The following is a 21,775-nucleotide window of genomic DNA, read 5'->3' on the forward strand; positions in this document are numbered from 1 at the left end:
GCGGGCGGCGCGACCAACAGCTGGCAGGGCCGGTACGCGACCCCGCCTTCGGGCAAGTCGACGTTCTACGGCATGTACTACGACGAGAAGCCCGTGTACCACGACCCGCCGTCCAACCAGTGGTTCGGCTTCCAGGCGTGGTCCATGGAGCGCGTCGCCGAGCTGTACCAGCAGACCGGGAACGCGCAGGCCAAGACGGTCCTCGACAAGTGGGTCGACTGGGCGCTGTCCAAGACCACGTTCAACCCGGACGGCACGTTCCGCATCCCGTCGACGCTGCAGTGGTCGGGCCAGCCCGACACCTGGAACGCCTCCAGCCCCGGAGCGAACAGCGGGCTGCACGTGACCGTCGCCGACTACACCAACGACGTCGGCGTGGCGGCCGCATACGCCAAGACCCTGACGTACTACGCGGACCGCTCCGGTGACACGGAGGCCGCGGCAGCGGCGAAGAAGCTGCTGGACGGCATGTGGGCCAACCACCAGGACACCCTCGGCATCGCCGTTCCGGAGAACCGCGCGGACTACAACCGCTTCGACGACCGGGTGTCCATCCCGAGTGGCTGGACGGGCACGATGCCGAACGGTGACGCGATCAACTCGTCGTCGACGTTCGAGTCGATCCGCTCCTTCTACAAGGACGACCCCGCCTGGTCGAAGATCGAAAGCTATCTCGCGGGCGGCGCGGTCCCGTCGTTCACGTACCACCGCTTCTGGGCCCAGGCGGACATCGCCCTGGCCATGGGCTCGTACGCGGAGCTGCTCGAATAGCCCCCGCCGGGCGCTCCGCGGGTGGCGCGGTTTTCGTCTGCGGGCCGTGAGTGGCTGGTCGTGCAGTTCCCCGCGCCCCCAGGACAGCGTCCGAAGCTCTGCGTACACGGCCCTGCACCTGACGCGGGGCCACCACGGCCGGGCGGTCCCCACCCGCACTGGGGGCCGCCCGGCCCTCGCACGTCCCCCCTCTCGGAAGGACCCCCACCGTGCGAAGACCCCGTATCCTCACGGCCGTGCTGGCGCTGGCGGCCGGGCTGCTGTCGGGCGCCCCCACCGCCCTGGCCGCCGATCCCCCGGCGCCGAAGCTCGCCGCGGACACGTACACGTGGAAGAACGCCCGGATCGACGGGGGCGGGTTCGTCCCCGGCATCGTCTTCAACCGCTCGGAGAAGAACCTGGCCTACGCCCGCACGGACATCGGCGGGGCGTACCGCTGGCGGGAGTCCTCCAAGACCTGGACGCCGCTGCTGGACTCGGTCGGGTGGGACGACTGGGGACACACGGGCGTCGTCAGCATCGCGTCCGACTCCGTCGATCCGAACCGGGTGTACGCGGCGGTCGGGACGTACACGAACAGCTGGGATCCGAAGAACGGTGCGGTGATGCGCTCCTTGGACCGGGGCGCGAGCTGGAGGAAGGCCGATCTGCCGTTCAAGCTGGGCGGCAACATGCCGGGGCGGGGCATAGGCGAGCGGCTGGCGATCGACCCGAACCGGAACAGCGTGCTGTATCTGGGCGCGCCCAGCGGCAAGGGGCTGTGGCGGTCGACGGACGCGGGCGTGACCTGGTCGCAGGTGACGAACTTCCCCAACGTGGGCGACTACGTGGCGGACCCGAGCGACACGTCCGGTTACTCCAGCGACAACCAGGGCATCGTCTGGGTCACCTTCGACGAGTCCACCGGCACCGCCGGGAGCGCCACGAGGACGATCTACGTCGGGGTCGCCGACAAGGACAACGCGGTGTACCGGTCGACGGACGCGGGCGCCACCTGGCAGCGGCTGGCCGGGCAGCCCACCGGCTACCTCGCCCACAAGGGCGTCCTGGACGCGAGGAACGGCTACCTCTATCTCCCGTACAGCGACAAGGGCGGCCCGTACGACGGCGGCAAGGGCCGGCTGTGGCGGTACGCGACGGGCACGGCGACCTGGACGGACATCAGCCCGGTGGCGGAGGCGGACACCTTCTACGGCTTCAGCGGACTGAGCGTGGACCGGCAGAGGCCGGGCACGGTCATGGCGACCGCGTACAGCGCCTGGTGGCCCGACACCCAGATCTTCCGCTCCACGGACAGCGGCGGCAGCTGGTCCAAGGCGTGGGACTACACGTCGTACCCCAACCGCGAGAACCGCTACACGATGGACGTCTCGTCCTCGCCGTGGCTGACCTGGGGCGCGAACCCGCAACCGCCCGAGCAGACGCCGAAGCTGGGCTGGATGACGGAGGCCCTGGAGATCGACCCGTTCGACTCCGACCGGATGATGTACGGGACGGGTGCGACGGTCTACGGCACCGAGAACCTCACGAACTGGGACCGCGGAAGCAAGTTCGCCATCGAGCCGATGGTGCGGGGCCTGGAGGAGACGGCGGTCAACGACCTCGCCGCTCCCCCGTCCGGCGCCCCGCTGCTGAGCGCGCTCGGCGACATCGGCGGCTTCCGGCACACGGACCTGACGAAGGTGCCGTCGATGATGTTCACGCAGCCGAACTTCACGACGACCACGAGCCTGGACTTCGCCGAGGCGAACCCGGACACCGTGGTGCGGGTGGGCAACCTGGACGCGGGGCCGCACATCGCGTTCTCGACGGACAACGGAGCCGACTGGTTCGCCGGAACCGACCCTTCGGGCGTGAGCGGCGGCGGCACGGTCGCGTCGGCGGCCGACGGCAGCCGGTTCGTGTGGAGCCCCGAGGGAGCGGGCGTGCACCACACGACCGGCTTCGGGACGTCGTGGCAGGCGTCAACGGGGATCCCCGCCGGGGCGATCGTGGAGTCGGACCGGGTCGACCCGAAGACCTTCTACGGGTTCAAGTCCGGCACCTTCTACGTCAGCACGGACGGCGGGGCGTCCTTCGGCAAGTCCCCGGCCGGCGGGCTGCCAAGCGGCGACAGCGTCCGCTTCAAGGCGCTGCCCGGCAAGAAGGGCGAGGTGTGGCTGGCGGGCGGCGCGGCAGGGGGCACGTACGGGTTGTGGCACTCCACGGACGGCGGAACGAGCTTCACCAAGCTCGCGAACGTCGAGCAGGCCGACACCATCGGCTTCGGCAAGGCGGCACCCGGCGCCTCCTACCAGACCCTCTACACCAGCGCGAAGATCGGCGGAGTGCGTGGCCTCTTCCGCTCAACGGACCAGGGCGCGAGCTGGACGCGCATCAACGACGACGCACACCAATGGGGTTGGACGGGCGCGGCGATCACCGGCGACCCACGGGTGTACGGCCGCGTCTACGTCTCCACGAACGGCCGGGGCGTCCTCTACGGCGACAGCTCCGGCGCCGGCCCGACGGATCCGGGGCCCGGCCCCGGCCCGACACCGACCGCCGGCTGCAAGGTGACGTACCAGGTCACCAGTCAGTGGCCGGACGGTTTCCAGGCGGACGTCCAACTCACCAACACCGGTAGGAGCGCCTGGAACGGCTGGTCACTCGGCTGGACCTTCGCCGACGGCCAGAAGGTGACGCAGGCGTGGAACGCCGAGACGGCACAGTCGGGTTCGGCGGTGACGGGGAAGAACGTCGGCTGGAACGCGAGCGTGGCGGCGGGGTCGTCGGTGAGCTTCGGCTTCACGGCGAAGCGGTCGGGCACGAACACGAAACCGGCCGCCTTCAAGCTGGGTGACCAGAGCTGCACGGTCGCCTGACCGGCCGTCCGAGGGCGTGTACTGGACACGGTATGCGCCCTCTCCGCCGCCAGAACCGATCACGAATCGATCACCTCGCCCGCACACTACTCACATTTTCTTTACATATCCCGTTACGCTCACCTCTCACGAAACACCTCAGGGGGGTCCATGTCGTACACCCAGCCTCCGCCGCCGCCCGGCTTCGGGCCCCAGCCCTCCCCGCCGGTTCCCCGGCCGCCCTGGACCCGCAAACGCGTCCTCATACCCACCGCCGCAGTCGTCCTCCTCCTCGGCATGGGCATCGGCTCGGCCGGGAACAGCGGCGATCCGGAGAAGACCGCCGCCGCGCCCCGCCCGACCGTCACCGTCACCGAGAAGGCGCGGGCGGACGACGAAGCGGAACCGGCCCCCACGGTGACCGTCACCAGGACCGCCACCGCCACCGCCACCGCCAAGCCCAAGCCCAAGCCCAAGGCGGACACCGCGGACGACGCCCAGGCCGCCGACACCGCTGCCGAGGGCACGGCGGTGTTCAAGGTGTGGGGCTCCGCCCCCTCCGGTGTCGACATCACCTACGGCAACGACGGCACCAACCTCCAGGGCAAGGGCCTGCCCCTGAAGAAGACCCTGACCGTCAAGGACGACGCCCTCTACTACCAGGTGACCGCTCAGCTCATGGGCGGCGGCGACATCCAGTGCTCGATCACCATCGACGGCCGGACGAAGACGGGCCGGGCACAGGGCGGCTACAACATCTGCTCCGCCCAGCTCAACAGCGACTTCAGCGGTGATTTCAGCTAGGGCCTGCCGCAGGATTCACCCGGTCTTGCGGAACGCCCGCAGGCCGAACACCGGGTCGGGGCGCGGCCGGTCCTGGTCGGGCAGCTGCGCGAGCCGCGTGGCGAATCCGTCGGCCAGCGGGTGGCCCGGCGGCAGGGTGACGAACCAGCCCCGGCGCAGGTCGGCGATCGTACGCCGGGGGCTGCGGCCCTGACCGTGACCGGTGAAGCGGCCCTGCCCGGCCGGGACCAGACCGCGGGCGGTGGCGCAGGACTCGATGTCCGCCGCCGCGTCCCGGACCGGGCCCCGCGGCCGGGAGGACAGCACGACATCGATGTCGCTCCCCACGTTGTGCGAGGCCGCCTTGTCGACTGTGGTGACATAGACCCCGCCGGGGCGCAGCACCCGGGCGCACTCGCCGACGATGGTCCGCACCTCGGCGGGCCCGGCGGCCAGGTGCAGCAGCCACACGCTGCACACGGCATCGAACTGCCCGTCCCGGAAAGGCAGCCGGCGGCTGTCGGCGCGTACGACGGCACCGGGGAGGCGGGTGGAGGCCTGCCGGGCCATCGCGGCGGCGAGATCGACGCCGGTCACCCGCATGCGGTCGCGGGCGGCGGCGATGCGGCGGGTCACGATGCCGGTGCCGCAGGCGACGTCGAGCAGACCGCGCGTGTCCGGCGGTACGAGGCTCAGCACGGCCTGCGCGGCGGCGGCCGCCCTGGGCTCGCCTCCGCGCGAGGCGTCGTAGCGCTCCGCTTCCTTGTCGTAGTCGAGCACCCCGTCAGTGTGCCCCGTGCCCGGGGGCGAGGTCCTCGACCCTGCGGGCGAGCTCGAAGTCCTTCTCGGTGACGGCGCCGCCCGCGCTGTGCGTGTGCACGGCCAGGGAGACGGTGTTGTAGCCGAGCGTCAGGTCGGAGTGGTGGTTCAGTTCCTCCTGGACCTGGGCGATGTGCACGACCATCGCCGTCGCCGCGAAGTGCGATCCGAGCCGGTAGGAGCGGAAGAGGTGGTCCCTGTCGAGCGACCAGCCCGGCAGTTCGGCCAGCCGGTCCTCGACCTCCTTCTGCGACAGCGGTTCGACGGGCATGGGCTGCGCTCCTTCCCGGACTGCGGTGTCCTCGGTGTTCTCTCAGCCTGCCACAGCGGGGCGGCCGGAGCCCTGGTCACCAGGGGGCGTCTGTCCGGTGCGGCCGGTTCTCGACTACGGTCCCGGCATGACCACTCACCCGTCCACCGCCGAGCAGGGCGTGGGCCCGCTGCTGCGGGCCTGGCGGGAGCAGCGGCGGGTCAGCCAGCTGGAGCTGGCCCTGCGCGCGGACTCCTCGGCCCGGCACATCAGCTTCGTCGAGACGGGTCGCTCCCGGCCCAGTGAGGAGATGGTGCTGCGACTGGCCGAGCATCTGGACGTCCCCGTGCGGGAGCGCAACGCCCTGCTGCTGGCGGCCGGTTACGCTCCCCGCTACCCGGAGACCCCGCTGGACGACCCTGCGCTGGACGCGCTGCGGGCCGGCATCGACCGGCTGATCAGCGGCTACGAGCCGTATCCGGCGCTGGTGGTGGACGCGCTGTACAACGTCGTGGCCGCCAACCGGGGGGTCATGACGCTGGTCGACGGTGTCTGCGAGTCACTGCTCGAGCCCCCGCTGAACGCGATGCGGCTCGCCCTGCACCCGCGGGGTCTCGCGCCCCGCATCCGCAATCTGCGCGCCTGGCGGGGGCACCTGCTGGAGCAGATGGAGCGGCAGATCGCGCTGCACCGCTCGGAGCCGCTGCGGGAGCTGTACGAGGAGGTGGCGGCGTATCCGGCGCCCGAGGCGGATCCGGTGGACGAGCCGTCGGAGCCGGTTCCGTACTTCGCGCTGCCGCTGCGGATCGAGCACGAGGGACGGACGCTGTCGTTCATCTCCTCGATCTCCACCTTCAACACGCCGATGGACGTGACGGTCGCCGAGCTGGCCATCGAGACGCTGCTCCCGGCCGACCCGGCGACGGTCAAGTACCTTCAGACGTCGATGTCCTGACGGCTTTTCAGGGACATGTGCTGGAGGACGGCGAACCCGGCCACGGCCAGGGCCTGGAGCACGGTCCACACGGCGCCCGCCGTGCTCGGCGTGAGCCACAGCGCCAGTGCGGCGAGGCTCACCGCCGCCCAGGCGAGGTTGGCCTCGACGACGGCCCGTACGCCGAGCGCCGGCGGCCGCCTGCGGGCGGCCAGCAGGCCCACGGCCGCCGCGTAGACGGCGAGAAACGCCCCCACGGCCGGGAGCAGCGTGGGGCCCGCCCCGAGGAACCGGCCGAGCGGGCCGGAGAAGGCCAGGTAGCCGAGCGCGTTGGCGCCGGTCACGACGGCGTCCAGGGCGAGGAAGCGGCGCAGCATCGACTGCGGCTCGGAGGTACGGGCGAGTGCGGCGAGCTGGATCGAGGACATGGGGAGTCACCCTCCGTCGGTTGGTGGCGCTGCGGCTGAGGCCGGTTCCCGGGCCGGAGTGCGCCGGCCCGGGAACCGGTGCGTCCACGATCCCTTTCGGGTGGCGTCCGGTCGATTACCCGCGGGGTCATGCCCGCGCCGCTCCTCCGCTTCCGGCGATCTTCTCGCTCCCGGCCCTGTCATGCCGGCGACCGACCGTGACAGACTGATCGCAGGCTTGGGCGCGTTGGGGAGGCGTTGCGTGAGTGAACGGCGGGCCGCACCCACCGTGGGCCAGGTGGTCCTGGGCAAGCGGTTGCAGGAGCTGCGTGAGGCCGCGGGCCTCAGTCGTGACGAGGCCGCGAAGGTGCTGCGGGTCGCCCCGGCGACGGTCCGGCGGATGGAGACCGCCGACGTCGCGCTGAAGATCCCGTACGTGCAGATCCTGCTGACGGCGTACGGGGTGGCCGAGGGCGAGATCGCCGCCTTCGTCGACCTCGCGGAGGAGGCGAACCGGCCGGGCTGGTGGCAGCGGTTCCACGACGTGCTGCCGGAGTGGTTCAGCCTGTACGTGAGCCTGGAGGGCGCGGCCCGGATCATCCGGTCGTACGAGCCGCACTTCGTGCCGGGGCTGCTGCAGACGGAGGGGTACGCGCGGGCCGTGCTGGAGACCGGCACCATCGCGAACGCCGGGCCGGGCGCCGTGGACCGGCATGTGTCGCTGCGCATGGAGCGGCAGCGGCTCCTGGACCGCCCGAACCCGCCGCACCTGTGGGTCATCATGGACGAGACGGTGCTGCGCCGCCCGGTGAGCGCGGACGGCCGGGTGATGCGCGACCAGCTGGACAAGCTGCTGGAGTACGCCGAGCGCGACCGGGTGACCCTCCAGATCGCCGAGTTCGCGGACGGCCCCCATCCGGGCACGTACGCGCCGTTCTCGCTGTTCCGCTTCGCCGAGCCCGAGCTGCCCGACATGGTCTTCACCGAGTACCTGACCGGCGCGCTGTACCTGGACTCCCGCAAGGAGGTCTCCGCGCATCTGGAGGTGCTGGACCACATGACGGCCCGGGCCGGCTCCGCGCAGCGCACGGAGGAACTGTTGCGGGAGTACCGCGAGCGCTACTGAGCCGCTCGCCTCCCGCCCGACGTCATAGACGGGTTCTGACCCGTACGGGCGCCGTCGGCAGGTGTGCTTCCCGGCACGCCCCTAGCGTCGGGATGACGGGGCGGGCAGGAAGCGCTCGCGGAGGAGGTCCGATGCCCGGATTCGAGGTGCTGTACCAGGCGGCCGCGCTGTGCCTGATGTACCCGGACGACGACTTCCGCACCCGGCTGCCGCTGTTGCGCGAAGCCGCCCCGCAGTTGCGGGGGTTCGCCGACCACGCGGCGCTCACCCCGCCGATGGAACTGGCCGCCCACTACGTCGAGGTCTTCGAGGCCGGGCAGGACCACAGTCTGTATCTGAGCGTCTGGCGCGAGACCGCCCCGGCGCCGTCGGAGGAGCTGTACCGCGCGCACGGCCTGGAGACCACAGGCGAGGAGCCGCCGGACTTCCTGCCGGCGGTCCTGGAGTTCGCGGCCCGCACCGGTGACACCGGGTTGCTGGCGGACCACCGGGACGGCCTGGACCAGCTCCGCTGCAAACTCACCGACTTCGGCACGCCCTACGCGACGGTCCTGGACGCGGTGTGCGCGACGCTGCCGCCGGTCGCCACGGGGCGCTAGGCCCTGTCGTAGGCGTGGCGGGCCTGCTCGACCTCGTCCAGGTGTGCGGCCGACCAGTCGGCGAGGTGGGCGAAGAGCGGGGCGAGGCTGCGGCCCAGCTCACTGATCTCGTACTCGACCCTCGGCGGGACCTCCGGGTGGTAGGTGCGCACGACCAGACCGTCGCGTTCCAGTTGCCTGAGGCGCTGGGTCAGCACCTTCGGCGTGATCGTGCCGATGCGTCGTTCCAGCTCGACGAAGCGCTGCCGGCCGTGAGTGTGGAGCGTCCACAGGATCGGCGTGGTCCACCGGCTGAACACGATGTCCACGACCCCGCTGATCGGGCAGGCGAGTTCCGGGACGGTGGCGGCGGGCGCCGCCCCGGTCATCTCAACGGCCATGCGCACCCCTTAGGGATAGTCACTTTCCTCTAGGTACCTACTATACCGACGGTGTTAGCGTCCACGACATCGGCAACAGGGCCGTACGACAAAGGAGTTGCTCATGATCGTGGTGACGGGAGCGACCGGGAACGTGGGCCGATCGCTGGTCCAGGCGCTCGCCGGGGACGGGCAGAAGGTGACGGCGACATCGCGGAGGGTCGCGGACGCGGACCTGCCGGACGGTGTCCAGGCCCGCCCGGCGGACCTGACCGACGCCGGCAGCCTCCGCCCCGTCCTGGACGGCGCCGACGCGCTGTTCCTGCAGAACGGTGGAGCCGACGCCCATCTGCTGGACCCCGGGCAGATCCTCGACGCGGCCCGGGACAGCGGGGTCCGGCGTGTCGTGCTGCTCTCCTCCCAGGGGGTCGCGACCCGGCCGGAGTCGGATTCCCACGGGGGCGTCGGACGGGCCATCGAGGACGCCGTACGGCGGTCGGGCCTGGACTGGGTGATCCTGCGCCCCGGCGGTTTCGACTCCAACGCGTACGCGTGGGCCGAATCCGTCCGCACCCTGCGGACCGTCGCGGCGCCGTTCGGTGACGTCGGGCTGCCCACCGTCGACCCGGACGACATCGCCGCGGTCGCGGCCGCGGCACTGCGCGAGGACGGGCACACCGGACAGGTCTACGAGCTGACCGGGCCCGCCCTCAGCACGCCCAGGCAGCGCGCCGAGGCACTGGCGGAGGCGCTCGGCGAACCGGTCCGCTTCGTCGAGCAGACCCGGGACGAGGCCCGGGCGCAGCTGCTGCGGTTCATGCCCGAGCCCGTGGCGGAGACGACACTGGCCATCCTGGGTGAGCCCACTCCCGCCGAGCGGCGCGTCAGCCCCGACATCGAGCGGGTCCTCGGCCGCGCGCCCCGCACCTTCGCCGACTGGGCCCACCGCCACGTCGCCGCGTTCCGTTAGGGCCGCTCAGCCCTGGTCCGGGCCGCTCTTCTCGGTCCGGCTGCCCCCCTGGTCCTTGTCGTCGTCCACGATCTCCGCGTCGACCACGCCCTCTTCTCCGGGCGAGGTGCCGGAGGGTTCCTCGGTGGGGGTCTGCTGGGCCTGGGCGTACATGGCCTGGCCCATCTTCTGGCTGACGGAGGCGAGTTGCTCGACGGCGGCGCGCAGGGCGGCGGTGTCCGCCTGCTGTTCCAGGCGCTCCTTCACCCCGGCGACGGCCGACTCGACCTCGGACTTCGTGCCGGCCGGGACCCGGTCGCCGTTCTCGCGGAGGAAGTTCTCGCTCTGGTAGACGAGTTGCTCGGCCTGGTTGCGGGTCTCGGCGGTCTCGCGGCGCTCCCGGTCCTCCTCGGCGTACTGCTCGGCCTCGCGCATCATGCGGTCGATGTCGTCCTTGGGCAGGGCCGAGCCGCCGGTGACGGTCATCTTCTGTTCGCGGCCGGTCGCCATGTCCTTGGCGGAGACGTGCATGATGCCGTTGGCGTCGATGTCGAAGGCCACCTCGATCTGCGGTACTCCGCGCGGCGCCGGCGGCAGGCCCGTCAGGTCGAAGACGCCGAGCTTCTTGTTGTACGCCGCGATCTCCCGTTCGCCCTGGTAGACCTGGATGCCGACCGAGGGCTGGTTGTCGGCCGCCGTCGTGAAGATCTCCGAACGCCGGGTCGGGATGGTCGTGTTGCGCTCGATGAGCTTCGTCATGATGCCACCCTTGGTCTCGATGCCCAGGGACAGCGGGGTGACGTCGAGCAGCAGCACGTCCTTGACATCGCCGCGGATGACGCCCGCCTGGAGCGCCGCCCCGACGGCCACCACCTCGTCGGGGTTGACGCCCTTGTGCGGGTCCTTCCCGGTGAGTTCCTTTACCAGGTCGGTCACCGCGGGCATCCGGGTCGAGCCACCGACGAGGATCACGTGATCGATGGCCGAGAGCTTCACCCCGGCGTCCTTGACCGCCTGGTGGAAGGGGGCCTTGCAGCGGTCGAGCAGATCGGCGGTGAGCTCCTGGAACTGGGCCCGGGTCAGCTTCTCGTCGAGATGCAGGGGCCCTTCGGCGGAGGCCGTGATGTAGGGCAGGTTGATCGTCGTCTCGGTCGAACTGGACAGTTCGATCTTGGCCCGCTCGGCGCCCTCGCGCAGCCGCTGCACCGCCATCTTGTCGCCCGCGAGGTCGACGCCGGTCTGGCCCTTGAAACGCTTGATCAGATACTCGACGATCCGCTGGTCCCAGTCGTCGCCGCCGAGGTGCGTGTCACCGTTGGTGGCCTTCACCTCGATGACGCCCTCGCCCATCTCCAGCAGCGACACGTCGAAGGTGCCGCCACCGAGGTCGAAGACCAGGACCGTCTGGTCGTTCTCCTTGTCCAGGCCGTAGGCGAGGGCCGCCGCCGTCGGCTCGTTGATGATGCGCAGCACCTTCAGGCCCGCGATCTCACCGGCCTCCTTGGTGGCCTGCCGCTGGGAGTCGTCGAAGTAGGCGGGGACGGTGATCACGGCGTCGGTGACGTCCTCGCCGAGGTAGGACTCCGCGTCCCGCTTGAGCTTCTGCAGCACCCGCGCGGACAGCTCCTGGGCCCGGTAGCGGGTGCCGTCCACATCGCCCTCGCCGGGGAAGCGCCAGTGTGCGTCACCCATGTGCCGCTTCACCGAGCGGGCGGTGCGCTCCACGTTCGTCACGGCCTGCCGTTTGGCCACCTCTCCGACCAGCACCTCGCCGTTCTTGGCGAACGCCACGACCGAGGGCGTGGTCCGGGCCCCCTCCGCGTTGGCGATGACGGTGGACTCACCGCCTTCCAGCACGGCGACCACCGAGTTCGTGGTTCCGAGGTCGACTCCGACCGCTCGTCCCATCGCTGTCCCCTTCCGCCAGGGCGACGACTCGCCACACACTCCAGCACAAAACTTGAGTGCGCTGTTGTCAATGCCGCGAAGGGGTGATCGGCCCGCGCAGCGCCACGGCCCGCCGGGGCCGGTCGGTGACGAGCACGTCGACGCGCGGGTGAGCGAGGAAGGCCCGCATGAGCGTGTCGTCGTTGACGGTCCAGACCATGGTGAACAGGCCGTGCCGGGTCGCCTCGCGCAGCACGTTCGTCCTGGCCAGCCGCTGGTGCACGGCGACGCCGTGCGCCCCGCAGGCCCGGATGCGGCGGGCCGGGAACAACTCGCTCAGACGGGTTCCGGGCAGCCGCGACAGGGCGAGTTCCCGGCGGTCCCGCCCCAGGGACAGGGCAGTGCGTACGCCGGGGAAGCCCTGGGTGACGGCGGCGACGGAACGGTCCTCCAGCGAGGTGACGACGAGTCCGTCGACACCGAGCAGGGCGACCGCCCGGTCAATCACCTCCTGCTCGTAGCCGACCTCCTTGAGGTCGAGGTGGGCCACGAGTTTCCCGGCGATCAGCGCCATGACGTCGTCCACCACGGGCACGGCGTATCCGGCCCGCTCGCACAGCCCGGCGTGCGTGAGCGCGGACAGCGGCGGCCCGGCGGGACCGACCCCGGGGTCGTGGTGGACGACGAGGACTCCGTCCCCGGTGCGGCGGACGTCGAACTCGACGTACTCCGCGCCGGACGCGAGCGCGTCCTCGTACGCCTCCCAGGTGGCGGGACCTGCTCGCTCGGAGCCGCCGCGGTGGGCGGAGACGGCGGGGTGTGGGGTCATGGTCGTCGGTTCCCGGAGGGCGAGCGGGGAGACGCTTCGGGCAGCAGGTCGTGGCCGGTCGCGAGGTGGGGGCGAAGCGGCAGCCGTCCCGGCGGCATCGCGTTCCTTCCGGCCCGGCGTTCCGGGCGTCCGGTTCCCGCCCCCGCCGGAGGCGGTGAACCACGACGCGCGGGCCGCCTTCGGTGGGCGGGCCCGCGCGACGGGGGTGCGGCAGGTCAGGCGAGCTTGGCGGTCAGCGTGATGGGCGTCGCCTTGAGGGCCTGGCTGACCGGGCAGCCGACCTTGGCCTCGTCGGCGGCGGCCTGGAAGGCCGCCTCGTCGATGCCGGGGACGGTGCCCTCGACGGTGAGGTGGATGCCGGTGATGCCCTCACCGGGCTGGAAGGAGACGTCGGCCGAGGTGATGAGCTTGGTGGGCGGCGTCCCGGCCTTGTTGAGGATGTTGGAGAAGGCCATGGAGAAGCAGCTGGAGTGGGCGGCCGCGATCAGCTCCTCGGGGCTGGTCTTGCCGTTCGCCTCCTGGGCGCGCGAGGCCCACGTCACCGGCTGCTCGCCGATGGCACCGGAGGAGTCGAAGGAGACGACACCGTTGCCCTCGAGCAGGTTGCCTTCCCAGACGGTGTGTGCGGAGCGCGTGGTAGCCACGAGTTCTTCCTTTCGCGTGCGGACTCGCGTGCGGGCCCGTCGCCGGGCCCCGTGCCCCCCATCCGATCACACTACGGCTCAACTCACGCGGAGGACCTGCCCTCTGGCGGTGTGCGTGCGCCGCCGGAGGTCAGGCGGCGTGCTCCTCCTCGGTGGCCTCCAGCGGCACCTGCGGTCCGTTCGCCTCGCGCAGCCAGCGCCGGAGCACTCGGTGCACGTGCTCGGCGCCGACGAGCTCCTCGCCCTCGCCGACCGGTGCGGAGACGCCGAGCGGGGACAGCAGGAAGGGTCTGCCCTGGGCTCCGCCGAGGCCGCCGTGGGAGCCGATCTGCTCCTCGAAGGCGAGGACTTCGCCGTCGGCCGGGTCGTGGAAGGAGTTGACCATGATGTCGGCGGTGTGCGGGAAGGAGTGCGTACGGCGTATCGCGTCGGCCGCGCCCGGGCCGAACGGGGCGAGCGGGCCCGGGTTGTCGTCGAGGTCGGCCAGGGGGATCTCGGCACCGTACGCGCCGAGGACGACACCGCCGTGCTCCTCGCTGCGGACCAGCAGGAAGCCGATGCCGGGATGGTTGGCGAGGGTCGGCAGCAGCGCGGGGTGGCGGGCGTCGATCTCCTCCTTGCTCATCCGGTGCGCGACGTCCGGGAAGGAGACCAGGCCGAGGTTGCCGGAGGCCAGCACGATCGGCTCGGAGTCGCGCGCGGGGCGATGCTGTTCGCCGGTCTCCGCGACGGGGAAGCGCAGCGCGGCGCGCACGGCGGCGCGAGCCTCCGCGCCGCTGCGGGTGCGCTCGGCCTTGCGCGGTACGGGCATGCCGCAGCCGGCCCGGACCAGGTCGCCGAGTGTGAGGCCGTAGCGGGAGCGGAAGGTCTCGCCGGGGCTCTGCCCGTGGTCGGACAGCACGACGATCCGGTACGGACGCGGGGCGTGCTCGGCGACGTTCTCGATCAGGGCGAGCGAGCCGTCGAGGCGTTCGAGGACCTTCTGCGCGTCCCGGCTCGCCGGGCCGGAGTGGTGGGCGACCTCGTCGTAGGCCACCAGATCGGCGAAGACGGCCGTGCGGCCGACGAGCATGTCGCCGGTCACGGCGGCCACGACGACGTCCCGCTCGACGACCGTCGCGAAGGCCCGGACGAGGGGGTAGAGGCCGCCGCGGGAGACGCGCGGGCGCTGCTTGCGCAGGCTCGCGCGGGTGGACTGGCCGATCTCGCGGCCCACCTCGGCGATGAAGGAGAGCGCGGTGCGCACGGCGTTGGCCGGGTCGCAGAAGTAGGCGAAGTAACCCGCGCGGGAACGGTTCTCCCGGCTGCGGCGGCGGGCCGCGATGGACAGCACGAGGGCCTGCTGCTCGGCGCCGCCGCTGAACAGGTTGCCGCGACTGGCGCCGTCGACGGTGAGCAGCCCGCCGTGCCCCGCGTGCCCGACGGCACGGCGCTGGAGTTCGGCGGCGCTGGTCGGGCGGTTGCAGACGACCACCTCGCGGGTGTCCTTCTCGTACCAGCGGAAGGCGGGGACGTCGTGGTTGCTGCCGTGCAGGATGCCGAGCTGGCTGGCGCCGGTCTGGCTGGACCAGTCGGTGCGCCAGGGGGTGAGCCGGTGGGTGGGGCGGCCGCCGTCGCCGATGTCGAGCCAGCGGGCGACGGTGGGCATCAGGCCCCTGCCGACCGCGTCGAGCAGGGTGTCGTGGCCGACACCGTCGAGCTGTACGAAGACCGTGCCGGGGCCGGCCGGTGAGGGCGGTCCGGACCGGCGGCGGCGGTCCGAGAGGCGGTAGAGCCTGCGGCGGTAGGCGTCGTCGTCCCGCACGGCCAGGGCGGCGCCGGTCGCGGACGCCACCGCGGACATCACCGCGGCGACCACGACCGCGGTCTCCGGCGCGGCGGCACCGCGCTCGGCCGGGTTCAGGTGCAGGGCGAGCAGCAGCAGGGCGCCGTTGAGGAAGAAGACCAGCAGTCCCAGCACCAGGGCCGGCACGAGCAGCAGCAGCCGGACGAGCAGCGGCCACACCAGGGCCGACAGCAGACCGAAGGCACCGGCGCCGAAGGCCGCCGTGACGGCTATGTCGGTCGCGCTGTCGCCGTTCTCCGAGCGGAGCCGGAAGTCGGGGAGGATCCCGGCGAGTACGAGCATGGTGACGGTGGAGACCGCCCACACGGCGACGCTCCGCCCCACCTGACTGGCGGCCCGCCGCCATCGCACGCCCCGCACGCCCCGCCACCTCACGTCCCTGGCCCGCAGCCGCGGCGGGCCCTCCCCCACAGTGTCTCAACGCCCGGCCGGGCGGTTTCGTCCCCCGGTCGAACCACCGTGAGGGGGACGGCGTCAGCGCCCGTCGTAGCCGGCCGTCGGCATCGACAGCCGCCGGTGCACGCACGCCTTCATCGCCGCGTCGTACGCAGGCTCCGCATGCCCCACCGTCTCCACCCGTACACCGCGCCGGGCGCATTCGGCGGTGAATTCCTCGACGGAGGCCAGCGCGCTCTCCAGGACCCGCCGGCTGGGCGCGACGAACAGGTCGAGGCCGGGCCGGACGCCGTCCCACAGCGCGCCGTGGTCGGGCCGCAGCCCCCGGACCAGTAACTCCCGGCTGACCACGTAACCCCGCTCGGCGGCCCAGCGGGCGCACATGGCGTGCTGACTGCGGGAGTCGACGAGGAACGGATCGTCGTCCAGTTCCTCCAGCGGCGTCAGACTCGCGATCGCCGTGACCCGCACCGGCACCATGGGCGTCCCCCTCACCTCCGGTTTCGCCGCCGACCCTACTCCTGCACGTAGGCTTCGGGGGAGTCGCGCGAAGGAGGCAAAGAAGTGCCGGTGGAGATCACCTGGTGGGGTCACGCCACTTGCACCGTCGAGGATTCGAACGTGCGCGTGCTCACGGATCCCCTGTTCGCACGCCGGCTCGCACACCTGCGCCGCCGGCGTGGAGCCCTGCCGCCCCCGGGCGCCCCGCACGCGGACGTGGCGCTGGTGTCGCATCTGCACGCCGACCACCTGCACGTGCCGTCGCTGATGCGGCTCGCCGAGGGCACGCGCCTGCTCGTGCCCCGGGGCGCGCGCCGGGCGGTGCCGGGTCTGCGCCGGCTCACGCACCTGCGCGTGAGCGAGGTGGCGCCCGGCGACGAGACGCCGGTCGGCGACATCGTCGTACGGGCCGTGCCCGCGCGGCACGACGGGCGGCGACTGCCGTTCGGGCCGCACCGTTCCCCCGCCCTCGGCTACGTCATAGCCGGCGAGGCCCGGACGTACTTCGCCGGAGACACCGGGCTGTTCGACGACATGGCCGACGCGGTCGGGCCGGTCGAGGTGGCGCTGCTGCCGGTGGGCGGCTGGGGGCCGTACCTGGGCGAGGGGCACCTGGACGCGGGCCGGGCGGCGCAGGCGCTGGCCCGGCTGGCGCCGCGCAGTGCGGTGCCGGTGCACTACGGCACGTACTGGCCGATCGGCATGGACGCCGTGCGCCCCCACGAGTTCCACGCGCCAGGGGACGAGTTCGTCCGGCTGGCGGCCCGGCACGCGCCGGCGGTTTCGGTGCACCGGCTCGGGCACGGGGAGAGCGTGCGCCTGGAGGCCGCGCGGTGAACGGGTCCGCGCCTCTGGCGCTCGCGCCCCTCCTCGCGGCGTCGGCCGTCACACCGGCGTCCGTGGTTCCGGCGTCCACGCAGCAGGCGATCGGCTATCCGACGCTCTTTCTGCTGGTGCTGGCCGGGGCGCTGGTGCCGGTCATTCCGACCGGCGCGCTGGTGAGTTCGGCGGCGGTCGTCGCCGTGCACCGGACGGCGCCGTTCTCGCTGGCGATGGTGTTCGTGACCGCGTCGCTCGCGGCGTTCCTGGGCGATGCGGCGCTGTACTGGCTGGGGCGGCGCGGACTGAAGTCGAAGAACGGGTCGCGGTGGCTGGAGGCGATCCGCTCGCGTGCGCCGGAGGACCGGCTGGAGCAGGCGCAGGGGAAACTCGCCGCGCACGGGGTGGCGGTGCTGGTGTTGTCCCGGCTGGTGCCGGCCGGGCGGATTCCGGTGATGCTGGCGTGTCTGCTGGCGGAGTGGCCGATGCGGAGGTTCGCCCGGGGGAATTTCCCGGCGTGTCTAGCGTGGACCGTGACGTATCAGTTGATCGGGATTCTCGGGGGGGCGCTGTTCGACGAGCCGTGGCAGGGCGTGCTGGCGGCGATCGCGCTGACCGTGCTGATCAGCGCGGTGCCGGCGGTGGTGCGGCGGGTTCGGTAGCGCCGTGGTGGGTTGCGGTTCTCTTCGGGGTGCGAGTTGTGGGGGGTTGATCGCGCAGTTCCCCGCGCCCCTACATCGTTGTCCTAAAGCACCTTTGACGCGCCGACCGGCATGTCCCAGAGGTTTTCGCGGGGCAGGCCCGCCTTCTCCCAGGCCGCCCGCACCCGCGTCAGGGGCTCCATGACCGGCTCGGCCGACAGGACGAAGGTGGCCCAGTGCATCGGGGCCATCCTGGCCGTGCCCAGGTCCTGGGCGGCGCGGACCGCTTCTTCGGGGTCGCAGTGGACGTCACGGAGCCACCAGCGGGGGTCGTAGGCGCCGATGGGCAGGAGGGCCAGGTCGATTCCGGGATAGCGCCGGCCGATGCGGGAGAACCAGTGGCCGTAGCCCGTGTCGCCCGCGAAGTAGACGCGTTGGCCGTCCTGGTCGGTGAGGACCCAGCCGCCCCACAGGCTGTGGCAGGTGTCGGTGAGGCTGCGCTTGGACCAGTGGTGGGACGGGACGAAGTCGAAGCGTACGCCGTCCAGTTCGGCCGCCTCCCACCAGTCGAGCTCCGTCACGCGCGTGAAGCGGCGGCGGTGGAACCAGCGGGCGAGCCCGGCCGGGACGAACACGGGCGTGTCGCGCGGGAGTCGGCGCAGGGTGGGGGCGTCGAGGTGGTCGTAGTGGTTGTGGCTGATGACGACGGCGTCGACGCGCGGCAGGTCCTCCCAGGGAACGCCGACGGGGGTGATGCGGGCGGGGGTGCCGAGGATGCGGCGGGACCAGACCGGGTCGGTGAGAACCGTCAGTCCGCCGATGCGCAGCACCCAACTGGCGTGTCCTGCCCAGGTGACGGCGACGGTGCGGGCGTCGACGCGGGGCAGCGGGGCCGGGGCGTAGGGCAGCCGGGGGATGTCCGCCAGGCCCTGCGGGCCGGGTCTCACCGCGCCCTCGCGGGCGAAGCGGGCCATGGCCTTCAATCCCGGGAGCGGCGCGGTCAGCCGGTCGTGGAAGGTGCGCGGCCACACCCGCCGCTCGGCCAGGGGCCGGGGTTCGGCCAGGGGCGGATACGGGGGTGCGAGGGGTGACGGGAGCACGGGCTCGTCGGCTGCCCGGGGGGTCGCGCTGGTGGTCGACTCGGACTGCTGCGTCATCGAGGAGGCTCCCATCGCTCAGCGTCGTCGCGGAGATCGTCGAAGACCGATTTCAGTTGGATCAACGCGTGGTGCACGTGCGGCAGTTCCAACGGTGTGGGTGAGGTGAGGCATTCCGCGCGCTCCGTCTCGGAACCGGCCACCAGTGCGCCGGTGGAGAGCCGCACGCGCGGGGCTTCGAGGTCGTCGCCGAAGCGGTGCCCGCCCGGGGCGGGCATGCCGAGGCGTGCGGTGAGGAAGTCCTCCAGTTCCTGTGCGTCACCGATGCCGTGCGCGGTCAGCGCGGGACTCAGCGGCGTCAGGTCCACGTACAGGTGGCGGCCCGACCGCGGGGGCCGGGCGAGGGCGCCGGCGGCGACGACGGTGGTGTGCGCCGCGGCGGCCAGGAGCGCGTGCAGGCGTACGGCGGCCGCCACGCGCGCGGTGACCGCCTCCGGCTCCCCGAGGGCGTATCCGGCCGCCGCGGCGACGGGCGCGGCGACGCGGGCGTCGAGGGCGGTGAGGACGTCGAGGACGCGCGCGTGGAGACCGGCCCCGCCCTCCCCGGCCGGGAAACGGGCCACGGCGGCGGGCCAGCCGGCCGGGAGCAGGGCCCCGGCCAGATCGGTGACGACCGTGACCCGGTCGGGCACCATCTCCGCGGGACTGAGCAGCACCGTCTCGCGCGGGCCGTGCAGGGTGTCGCGCCAGGTCTCGTCGCTGACCAGGTGCAGGCCCTCCCCCTGCGCGGCCTCGACGGTCTCGTGGAGCAGTTCGGGAGGGGCGACGGTCGCGGTGGGGTCGTCGGCGACGGACAGCACGAGCAACCGCGGGTCACCGCCCTCGGCGCGGACCCGGCGCACGGTCTCCAGCAAGGCGTACGGGTCGGGTACGCCGCCGCTCTCCGGCGGGGTCGGCACATGGAAGGCGGGGCGCCCCAGCAGACGTGCGTAAGGCGCCCACCAGGCGGCGCAGGGTCTCGGCACGAGGACGTCGCCGCCGAGGGCGGCGGTCAGTGCGAGCAGCAGGGCGGGCGCGCCGGGCGCGGACGCCACCCGGTCGGGGTCGCAGCGCAGTCCGCGCCGGTCCCAGTAGCCGCAGGCGGCTTCGCGCAGGGCCCGGCTGCCACCGACCGGCTCGTGGCCGCCCCGGGACGCCGCGGCGGCGAGCACCGCGGACAGCTCCGGCAGGACCGGCAGCCCGTCCTCGGGGAGCGGCGGCCCGAACCGGACGGGGCCGTGACCTTCGGGGGCCGTCCGCCGCATCCGTACCTCCGCAGTGCCAGTGCCTGGTGCCGCCGTGTCGTGCCGCCCTCGGCGCGTGCGCCGTCCGCTGCCCGGGGGTCCGTACGGCGCGGCTCGTGCCCTCGGCCACCGAGTACCCCGGGAGCCACCGCACCATGGGCGCCGGCCGGGTCGTGAGGGTCACAGCATGAGCGGGCCCGGCCGGGGAAGCCGTTGACGTCCGGGGCGGTGGACCGCCCGGCGCCTCAGCGGCAGGGGTCGCTCTCCCGGTTGAGCAGCCGGTGCAGGGCGGCACCCAAGGCGCCCGCGATCAGGACCCCGCCCGCCACCAGGGCCGGCACGGAGTCGGTGAAGGCGCCGCCGTCACCGGCCCGTACGCCACGCTGGACGGCCGCCGGTTCGCACTCGGTGTGCTGCGGTTCGCGGTGGTGCGGGGGCTCGGGGCAGGGCTTGTGGGCGGGTGGGTCCGTGGGCCGGTGCGAGGGCTTGTGGGGCGCGGAGCCGTGGGTCACGGTGAACGTCGCGCTCCACGGTGTGCCCTCGCCGCCGGGAGCGGCCGGGCAGGTGCCGTCGACGGTCCACGCCGAGTCCTCCCCCTGCGCGTCCGGGTCGCCCTCGAAGCTCTCCGCCGAGGCGATCAGGGCCGTGCCGCGGTAGGCCGGGCCGGACACCTCGTCGTCGTTGCCGGTGACGAGCTGCAGCGGCACCGTGCCCTCGTCGAAGGCCTGCGAGGTGGCGTCGATGCTGTCGGGCGGCGGCCCTTCGGTCGGGTCGCAGCTGACCGAGACGGTGAGCGTGCCTCCGGGCCGGACGGCGGCGGGACTGACCTCGGCGGCCGGTTCGGAGAATTCGGCCGGCGCGAAACCCACCAGGGCTGAGCCCGCCAGGACGGAAACGGACAGGGCGTACAGGCTGCGGCGCATCGAGGGGACTCCTTCGGTGGTGTTACCCCTCTGCCATGACAGCCAGGCCTCTGTGGCGTTGCGCGCGGCGGGGCCCCATTGGCGGGACAGTGCCACTCGACCGGGTGAATCGGGCCGACTCCGCGGCGCGGCGAACGGCGCGGCAGGCCGGCACGGGCCCGCACCCGCGCGGCGGCGTCAACCCCTGCGGCGCTACGCGACGTCCCGCATGACCTGCTCCCGCACCCGCCCGCAGCACCGGCTGATCAGCCGGGACACGTGCATCTGCGAGATCCCCAGCTCCTCGGCGATCCGGCTCTGCGTCATGTCGTCGAAGAACCGCATGTAGAGAATCGCCCGCTCCCGCTCGGGCAGGGCGGCCAGCCGGTCCTTGACGGACTCGCGGTCGACGACCGTGTCGAGGGCGGGGTCGGCGGAGCCCAGCGCGTCGCTCAGGGAGTACCCGTCCTCGCTGCCGGACAGCTCCGCGTCCAGGGACAGTGCCTTGAAGCTCTCCAGCGCTTCCAGGCCGGCCCGGACGTCCTCCTCGCTCATGTCCGCGTGTGCGGCGAGCTCGGCCACGGTGGGCTGCCGGCCGGCGATGCTCTGGGACAGCTCCTGGCCGGCGACCCGCACCCGGTTGCGCAGATCCTGTACACGACGGGGCACGTGCAGGGTCCACATGTGGTCCCGGAAGTGTCGCTTGATCTCTCCGGTGATGGTCGGCACGGCGTAGCTCTCGAAGGCGTGGCCGCGCTCGGGGTCGTACCGGTCCACGGCCTTGACCAGGCCGAGGGCCGCGACCTGGCGCAGATCCTCGTAGCTCTCGCCGCGGCTGCGGAAACGTCCGGCGAGGCGGTCGGCCATGGGCAGCCAGGCCTCGACGATCTCGTCGCGGAGGGCGTCGCGCTCCGGGCCGGCGGGCATCGAGGTGAGCCTGCGGAAGGCCTCGGCGGTGTCGGGGGCGTCGTCGTGGGGGTGCTTCTGCGCGCGGATTCGGGTCGGCATGATGCGTCGCAATTCCCTTGAAAGTGCAGTGGGCCGGACGGTCACCGTGGAAGCGCATCCGCTGTGGGACAGGGCCTCGGTG

General features: G+C 72.6%; 22 protein-coding genes. 9 read left to right on the plus strand and 13 right to left on the minus strand.

Annotation, left to right across the window (positions count from 1 at the left end; genetic code table 11):
* The 3 genes from ABTX60_RS40065 to ABTX60_RS40075 form a co-directional block, all read left to right on the plus strand.
* The coding region (locus ABTX60_RS40065) for a glycoside hydrolase family 48 protein (protein ID WP_352101724.1) at nucleotides 1-771 on the plus strand (771 nt) is incomplete at its 5' end.
* 209 nt (nucleotides 772-980) lie between these two features.
* Nucleotides 981-3,635 carry a cellulose binding domain-containing protein gene (locus ABTX60_RS40070; RefSeq protein WP_352101725.1) on the plus strand — a complete coding sequence of 885 codons (2,655 nt, stop codon included), beginning with the start codon at nucleotides 981-983 and terminating at the stop codon, nucleotides 3,633-3,635.
* 150 nt (nucleotides 3,636-3,785) lie between these two features.
* Complete coding sequence (locus ABTX60_RS40075; protein WP_352101726.1) at nucleotides 3,786-4,418, plus strand: MmpS family transport accessory protein; 633 nt, start codon at nucleotides 3,786-3,788, stop codon at nucleotides 4,416-4,418.
* Nucleotides 4,419-4,433: 15 nt separating this feature from the next.
* Here the strand turns inward: ABTX60_RS40075 and ABTX60_RS40080 are convergent, their stop codons facing one another.
* Both ABTX60_RS40080 and ABTX60_RS40085 read right to left on the minus strand, forming a co-directional pair.
* Complete coding sequence (locus ABTX60_RS40080; RefSeq protein ID WP_352101727.1) at nucleotides 4,434-5,177, minus strand: class I SAM-dependent methyltransferase; 744 nt, start codon at nucleotides 5,175-5,177, stop codon at nucleotides 4,434-4,436.
* A 4-nt stretch (nucleotides 5,178-5,181) separates the two neighbouring features.
* A complete protein-coding gene (locus ABTX60_RS40085) occupies nucleotides 5,182-5,487 on the minus strand; it encodes a 4a-hydroxytetrahydrobiopterin dehydratase (protein ID WP_142157404.1) in 306 nt (101 codons plus the stop codon).
* A gap of 127 nt (nucleotides 5,488-5,614) precedes the next feature.
* On the opposite strand from ABTX60_RS40085, the gene ABTX60_RS40090 reads away from it, so the two are divergent.
* Nucleotides 5,615-6,421, plus strand: a complete 807-nt coding sequence (locus ABTX60_RS40090) for a helix-turn-helix domain-containing protein (protein ID WP_352101728.1) — start codon at nucleotides 5,615-5,617, stop codon at nucleotides 6,419-6,421.
* Here ABTX60_RS40090 and ABTX60_RS40095 read toward each other — a convergent pair.
* Nucleotides 6,403-6,828 (minus strand): hypothetical protein, encoded by a 426-nt coding sequence (locus ABTX60_RS40095; RefSeq protein WP_352101729.1) that lies wholly within the window; start codon nucleotides 6,826-6,828, stop codon nucleotides 6,403-6,405. The two genes, ABTX60_RS40090 and ABTX60_RS40095, sit on opposite strands and share 19 nt — an antisense overlap.
* Before the next feature lie 241 nt (nucleotides 6,829-7,069).
* Between ABTX60_RS40095 and ABTX60_RS40100 the strand changes: the two genes are divergently transcribed.
* Both ABTX60_RS40100 and ABTX60_RS40105 read left to right on the plus strand, forming a co-directional pair.
* Nucleotides 7,070-7,933, plus strand: coding sequence for a Sco1979 family transcriptional regulator (locus ABTX60_RS40100; RefSeq protein WP_352101730.1), 864 nt, complete (start codon nucleotides 7,070-7,072; stop codon nucleotides 7,931-7,933).
* Nucleotides 7,934-8,064: 131 nt separating this feature from the next.
* On the plus strand, nucleotides 8,065-8,532 hold the full coding sequence (locus ABTX60_RS40105) for a nitrate reductase molybdenum cofactor assembly chaperone (protein ID WP_352101731.1): 468 nt from the start codon (nucleotides 8,065-8,067) through the stop codon (nucleotides 8,530-8,532).
* Here the strand turns inward: ABTX60_RS40105 and ABTX60_RS40110 are convergent.
* A complete protein-coding gene (locus ABTX60_RS40110; RefSeq protein WP_352101732.1) occupies nucleotides 8,529-8,912 on the minus strand; it encodes a winged helix-turn-helix transcriptional regulator in 384 nt (127 codons plus the stop codon). The two genes, ABTX60_RS40105 and ABTX60_RS40110, sit on opposite strands and share 4 nt — an antisense overlap.
* Before the next feature lie 103 nt (nucleotides 8,913-9,015).
* On the opposite strand from ABTX60_RS40110, the gene ABTX60_RS40115 reads away from it, so the two are divergent.
* Nucleotides 9,016-9,861 carry an NAD(P)H-binding protein gene (locus ABTX60_RS40115; protein ID WP_352101733.1) on the plus strand — a complete coding sequence of 282 codons (846 nt, stop codon included), beginning with the start codon at nucleotides 9,016-9,018 and terminating at the stop codon, nucleotides 9,859-9,861.
* A gap of 6 nt (nucleotides 9,862-9,867) precedes the next feature.
* Here ABTX60_RS40115 and dnaK read toward each other — a convergent pair whose 3' ends face one another.
* The 5 genes from dnaK to ABTX60_RS40140 all read right to left on the minus strand — a co-directional run bounded on the left by dnaK (nucleotide 9,868) and on the right by ABTX60_RS40140 (nucleotide 15,922).
* Nucleotides 9,868-11,748 carry a molecular chaperone DnaK gene (gene dnaK, locus ABTX60_RS40120; RefSeq protein ID WP_352101734.1) on the minus strand — a complete coding sequence of 627 codons (1,881 nt, stop codon included), beginning with the start codon at nucleotides 11,746-11,748 and terminating at the stop codon, nucleotides 9,868-9,870.
* A gap of 67 nt (nucleotides 11,749-11,815) precedes the next feature.
* Nucleotides 11,816-12,556 carry a glycerophosphodiester phosphodiesterase family protein gene (locus ABTX60_RS40125; protein WP_352101735.1) on the minus strand — a complete coding sequence of 247 codons (741 nt, stop codon included), beginning with the start codon at nucleotides 12,554-12,556 and terminating at the stop codon, nucleotides 11,816-11,818.
* Between the two features lie 215 nt (nucleotides 12,557-12,771).
* On the minus strand, nucleotides 12,772-13,200 hold the full coding sequence (locus ABTX60_RS40130) for an OsmC family peroxiredoxin (RefSeq protein WP_352101736.1): 429 nt from the start codon (nucleotides 13,198-13,200) through the stop codon (nucleotides 12,772-12,774).
* 130 nt (nucleotides 13,201-13,330) lie between these two features.
* Entirely contained in the window at nucleotides 13,331-15,406 is a 2,076-nt protein-coding gene (locus ABTX60_RS40135) for a phage holin family protein (protein WP_352101737.1), read from the minus strand.
* A gap of 114 nt (nucleotides 15,407-15,520) precedes the next feature.
* A complete protein-coding gene (locus tag ABTX60_RS40140) occupies nucleotides 15,521-15,922 on the minus strand; it encodes a hypothetical protein (RefSeq protein ID WP_030843767.1) in 402 nt (133 codons plus the stop codon).
* 84 nt (nucleotides 15,923-16,006) lie between these two features.
* On the opposite strand from ABTX60_RS40140, the gene ABTX60_RS40145 reads away from it, so the two are divergent.
* Both ABTX60_RS40145 and ABTX60_RS40150 read left to right on the plus strand, forming a co-directional pair.
* Entirely contained in the window at nucleotides 16,007-16,780 is a 774-nt protein-coding gene (locus ABTX60_RS40145) for an MBL fold metallo-hydrolase (RefSeq protein WP_352101738.1), read from the plus strand.
* 62 nt (nucleotides 16,781-16,842) lie between these two features.
* Nucleotides 16,843-17,424, plus strand: a complete 582-nt coding sequence (locus ABTX60_RS40150) for a DedA family protein (RefSeq protein WP_502992489.1) — start codon at nucleotides 16,843-16,845, stop codon at nucleotides 17,422-17,424.
* Between the two features lie 83 nt (nucleotides 17,425-17,507).
* On the opposite strand, the gene ABTX60_RS40155 is transcribed toward ABTX60_RS40150, so the two are convergent.
* The 4 genes from ABTX60_RS40155 to ABTX60_RS40170 form a co-directional block, all read right to left on the minus strand.
* On the minus strand, nucleotides 17,508-18,560 hold the full coding sequence (locus ABTX60_RS40155; protein WP_352101739.1) for an MBL fold metallo-hydrolase: 1,053 nt from the start codon (nucleotides 18,558-18,560) through the stop codon (nucleotides 17,508-17,510).
* The gene (locus ABTX60_RS40160; RefSeq protein WP_352101740.1) at nucleotides 18,557-19,804 is read right to left on the minus strand and encodes an aminotransferase class I/II-fold pyridoxal phosphate-dependent enzyme; all 1,248 of its coding nucleotides are present in this window, start codon (nucleotides 19,802-19,804) and stop codon (nucleotides 18,557-18,559) included. Before ABTX60_RS40160 ends, ABTX60_RS40155 begins: the two co-directional genes overlap by 4 nt.
* 224 nt (nucleotides 19,805-20,028) lie before the next feature.
* Complete coding sequence (locus tag ABTX60_RS40165; protein WP_352101741.1) at nucleotides 20,029-20,706, minus strand: hypothetical protein; 678 nt, start codon at nucleotides 20,704-20,706, stop codon at nucleotides 20,029-20,031.
* Between the two features lie 192 nt (nucleotides 20,707-20,898).
* Complete coding sequence (locus ABTX60_RS40170) at nucleotides 20,899-21,693, minus strand: RNA polymerase sigma factor SigF (protein ID WP_352101742.1); 795 nt, start codon at nucleotides 21,691-21,693, stop codon at nucleotides 20,899-20,901.
* Nucleotides 21,694-21,775: the final 82 nt, after the last annotated feature.

This window comes from Streptomyces sp. NPDC126510, assembly GCF_040302345.1.
Taxonomy (GTDB): domain Bacteria; phylum Actinomycetota; class Actinomycetes; order Streptomycetales; family Streptomycetaceae; genus Streptomyces.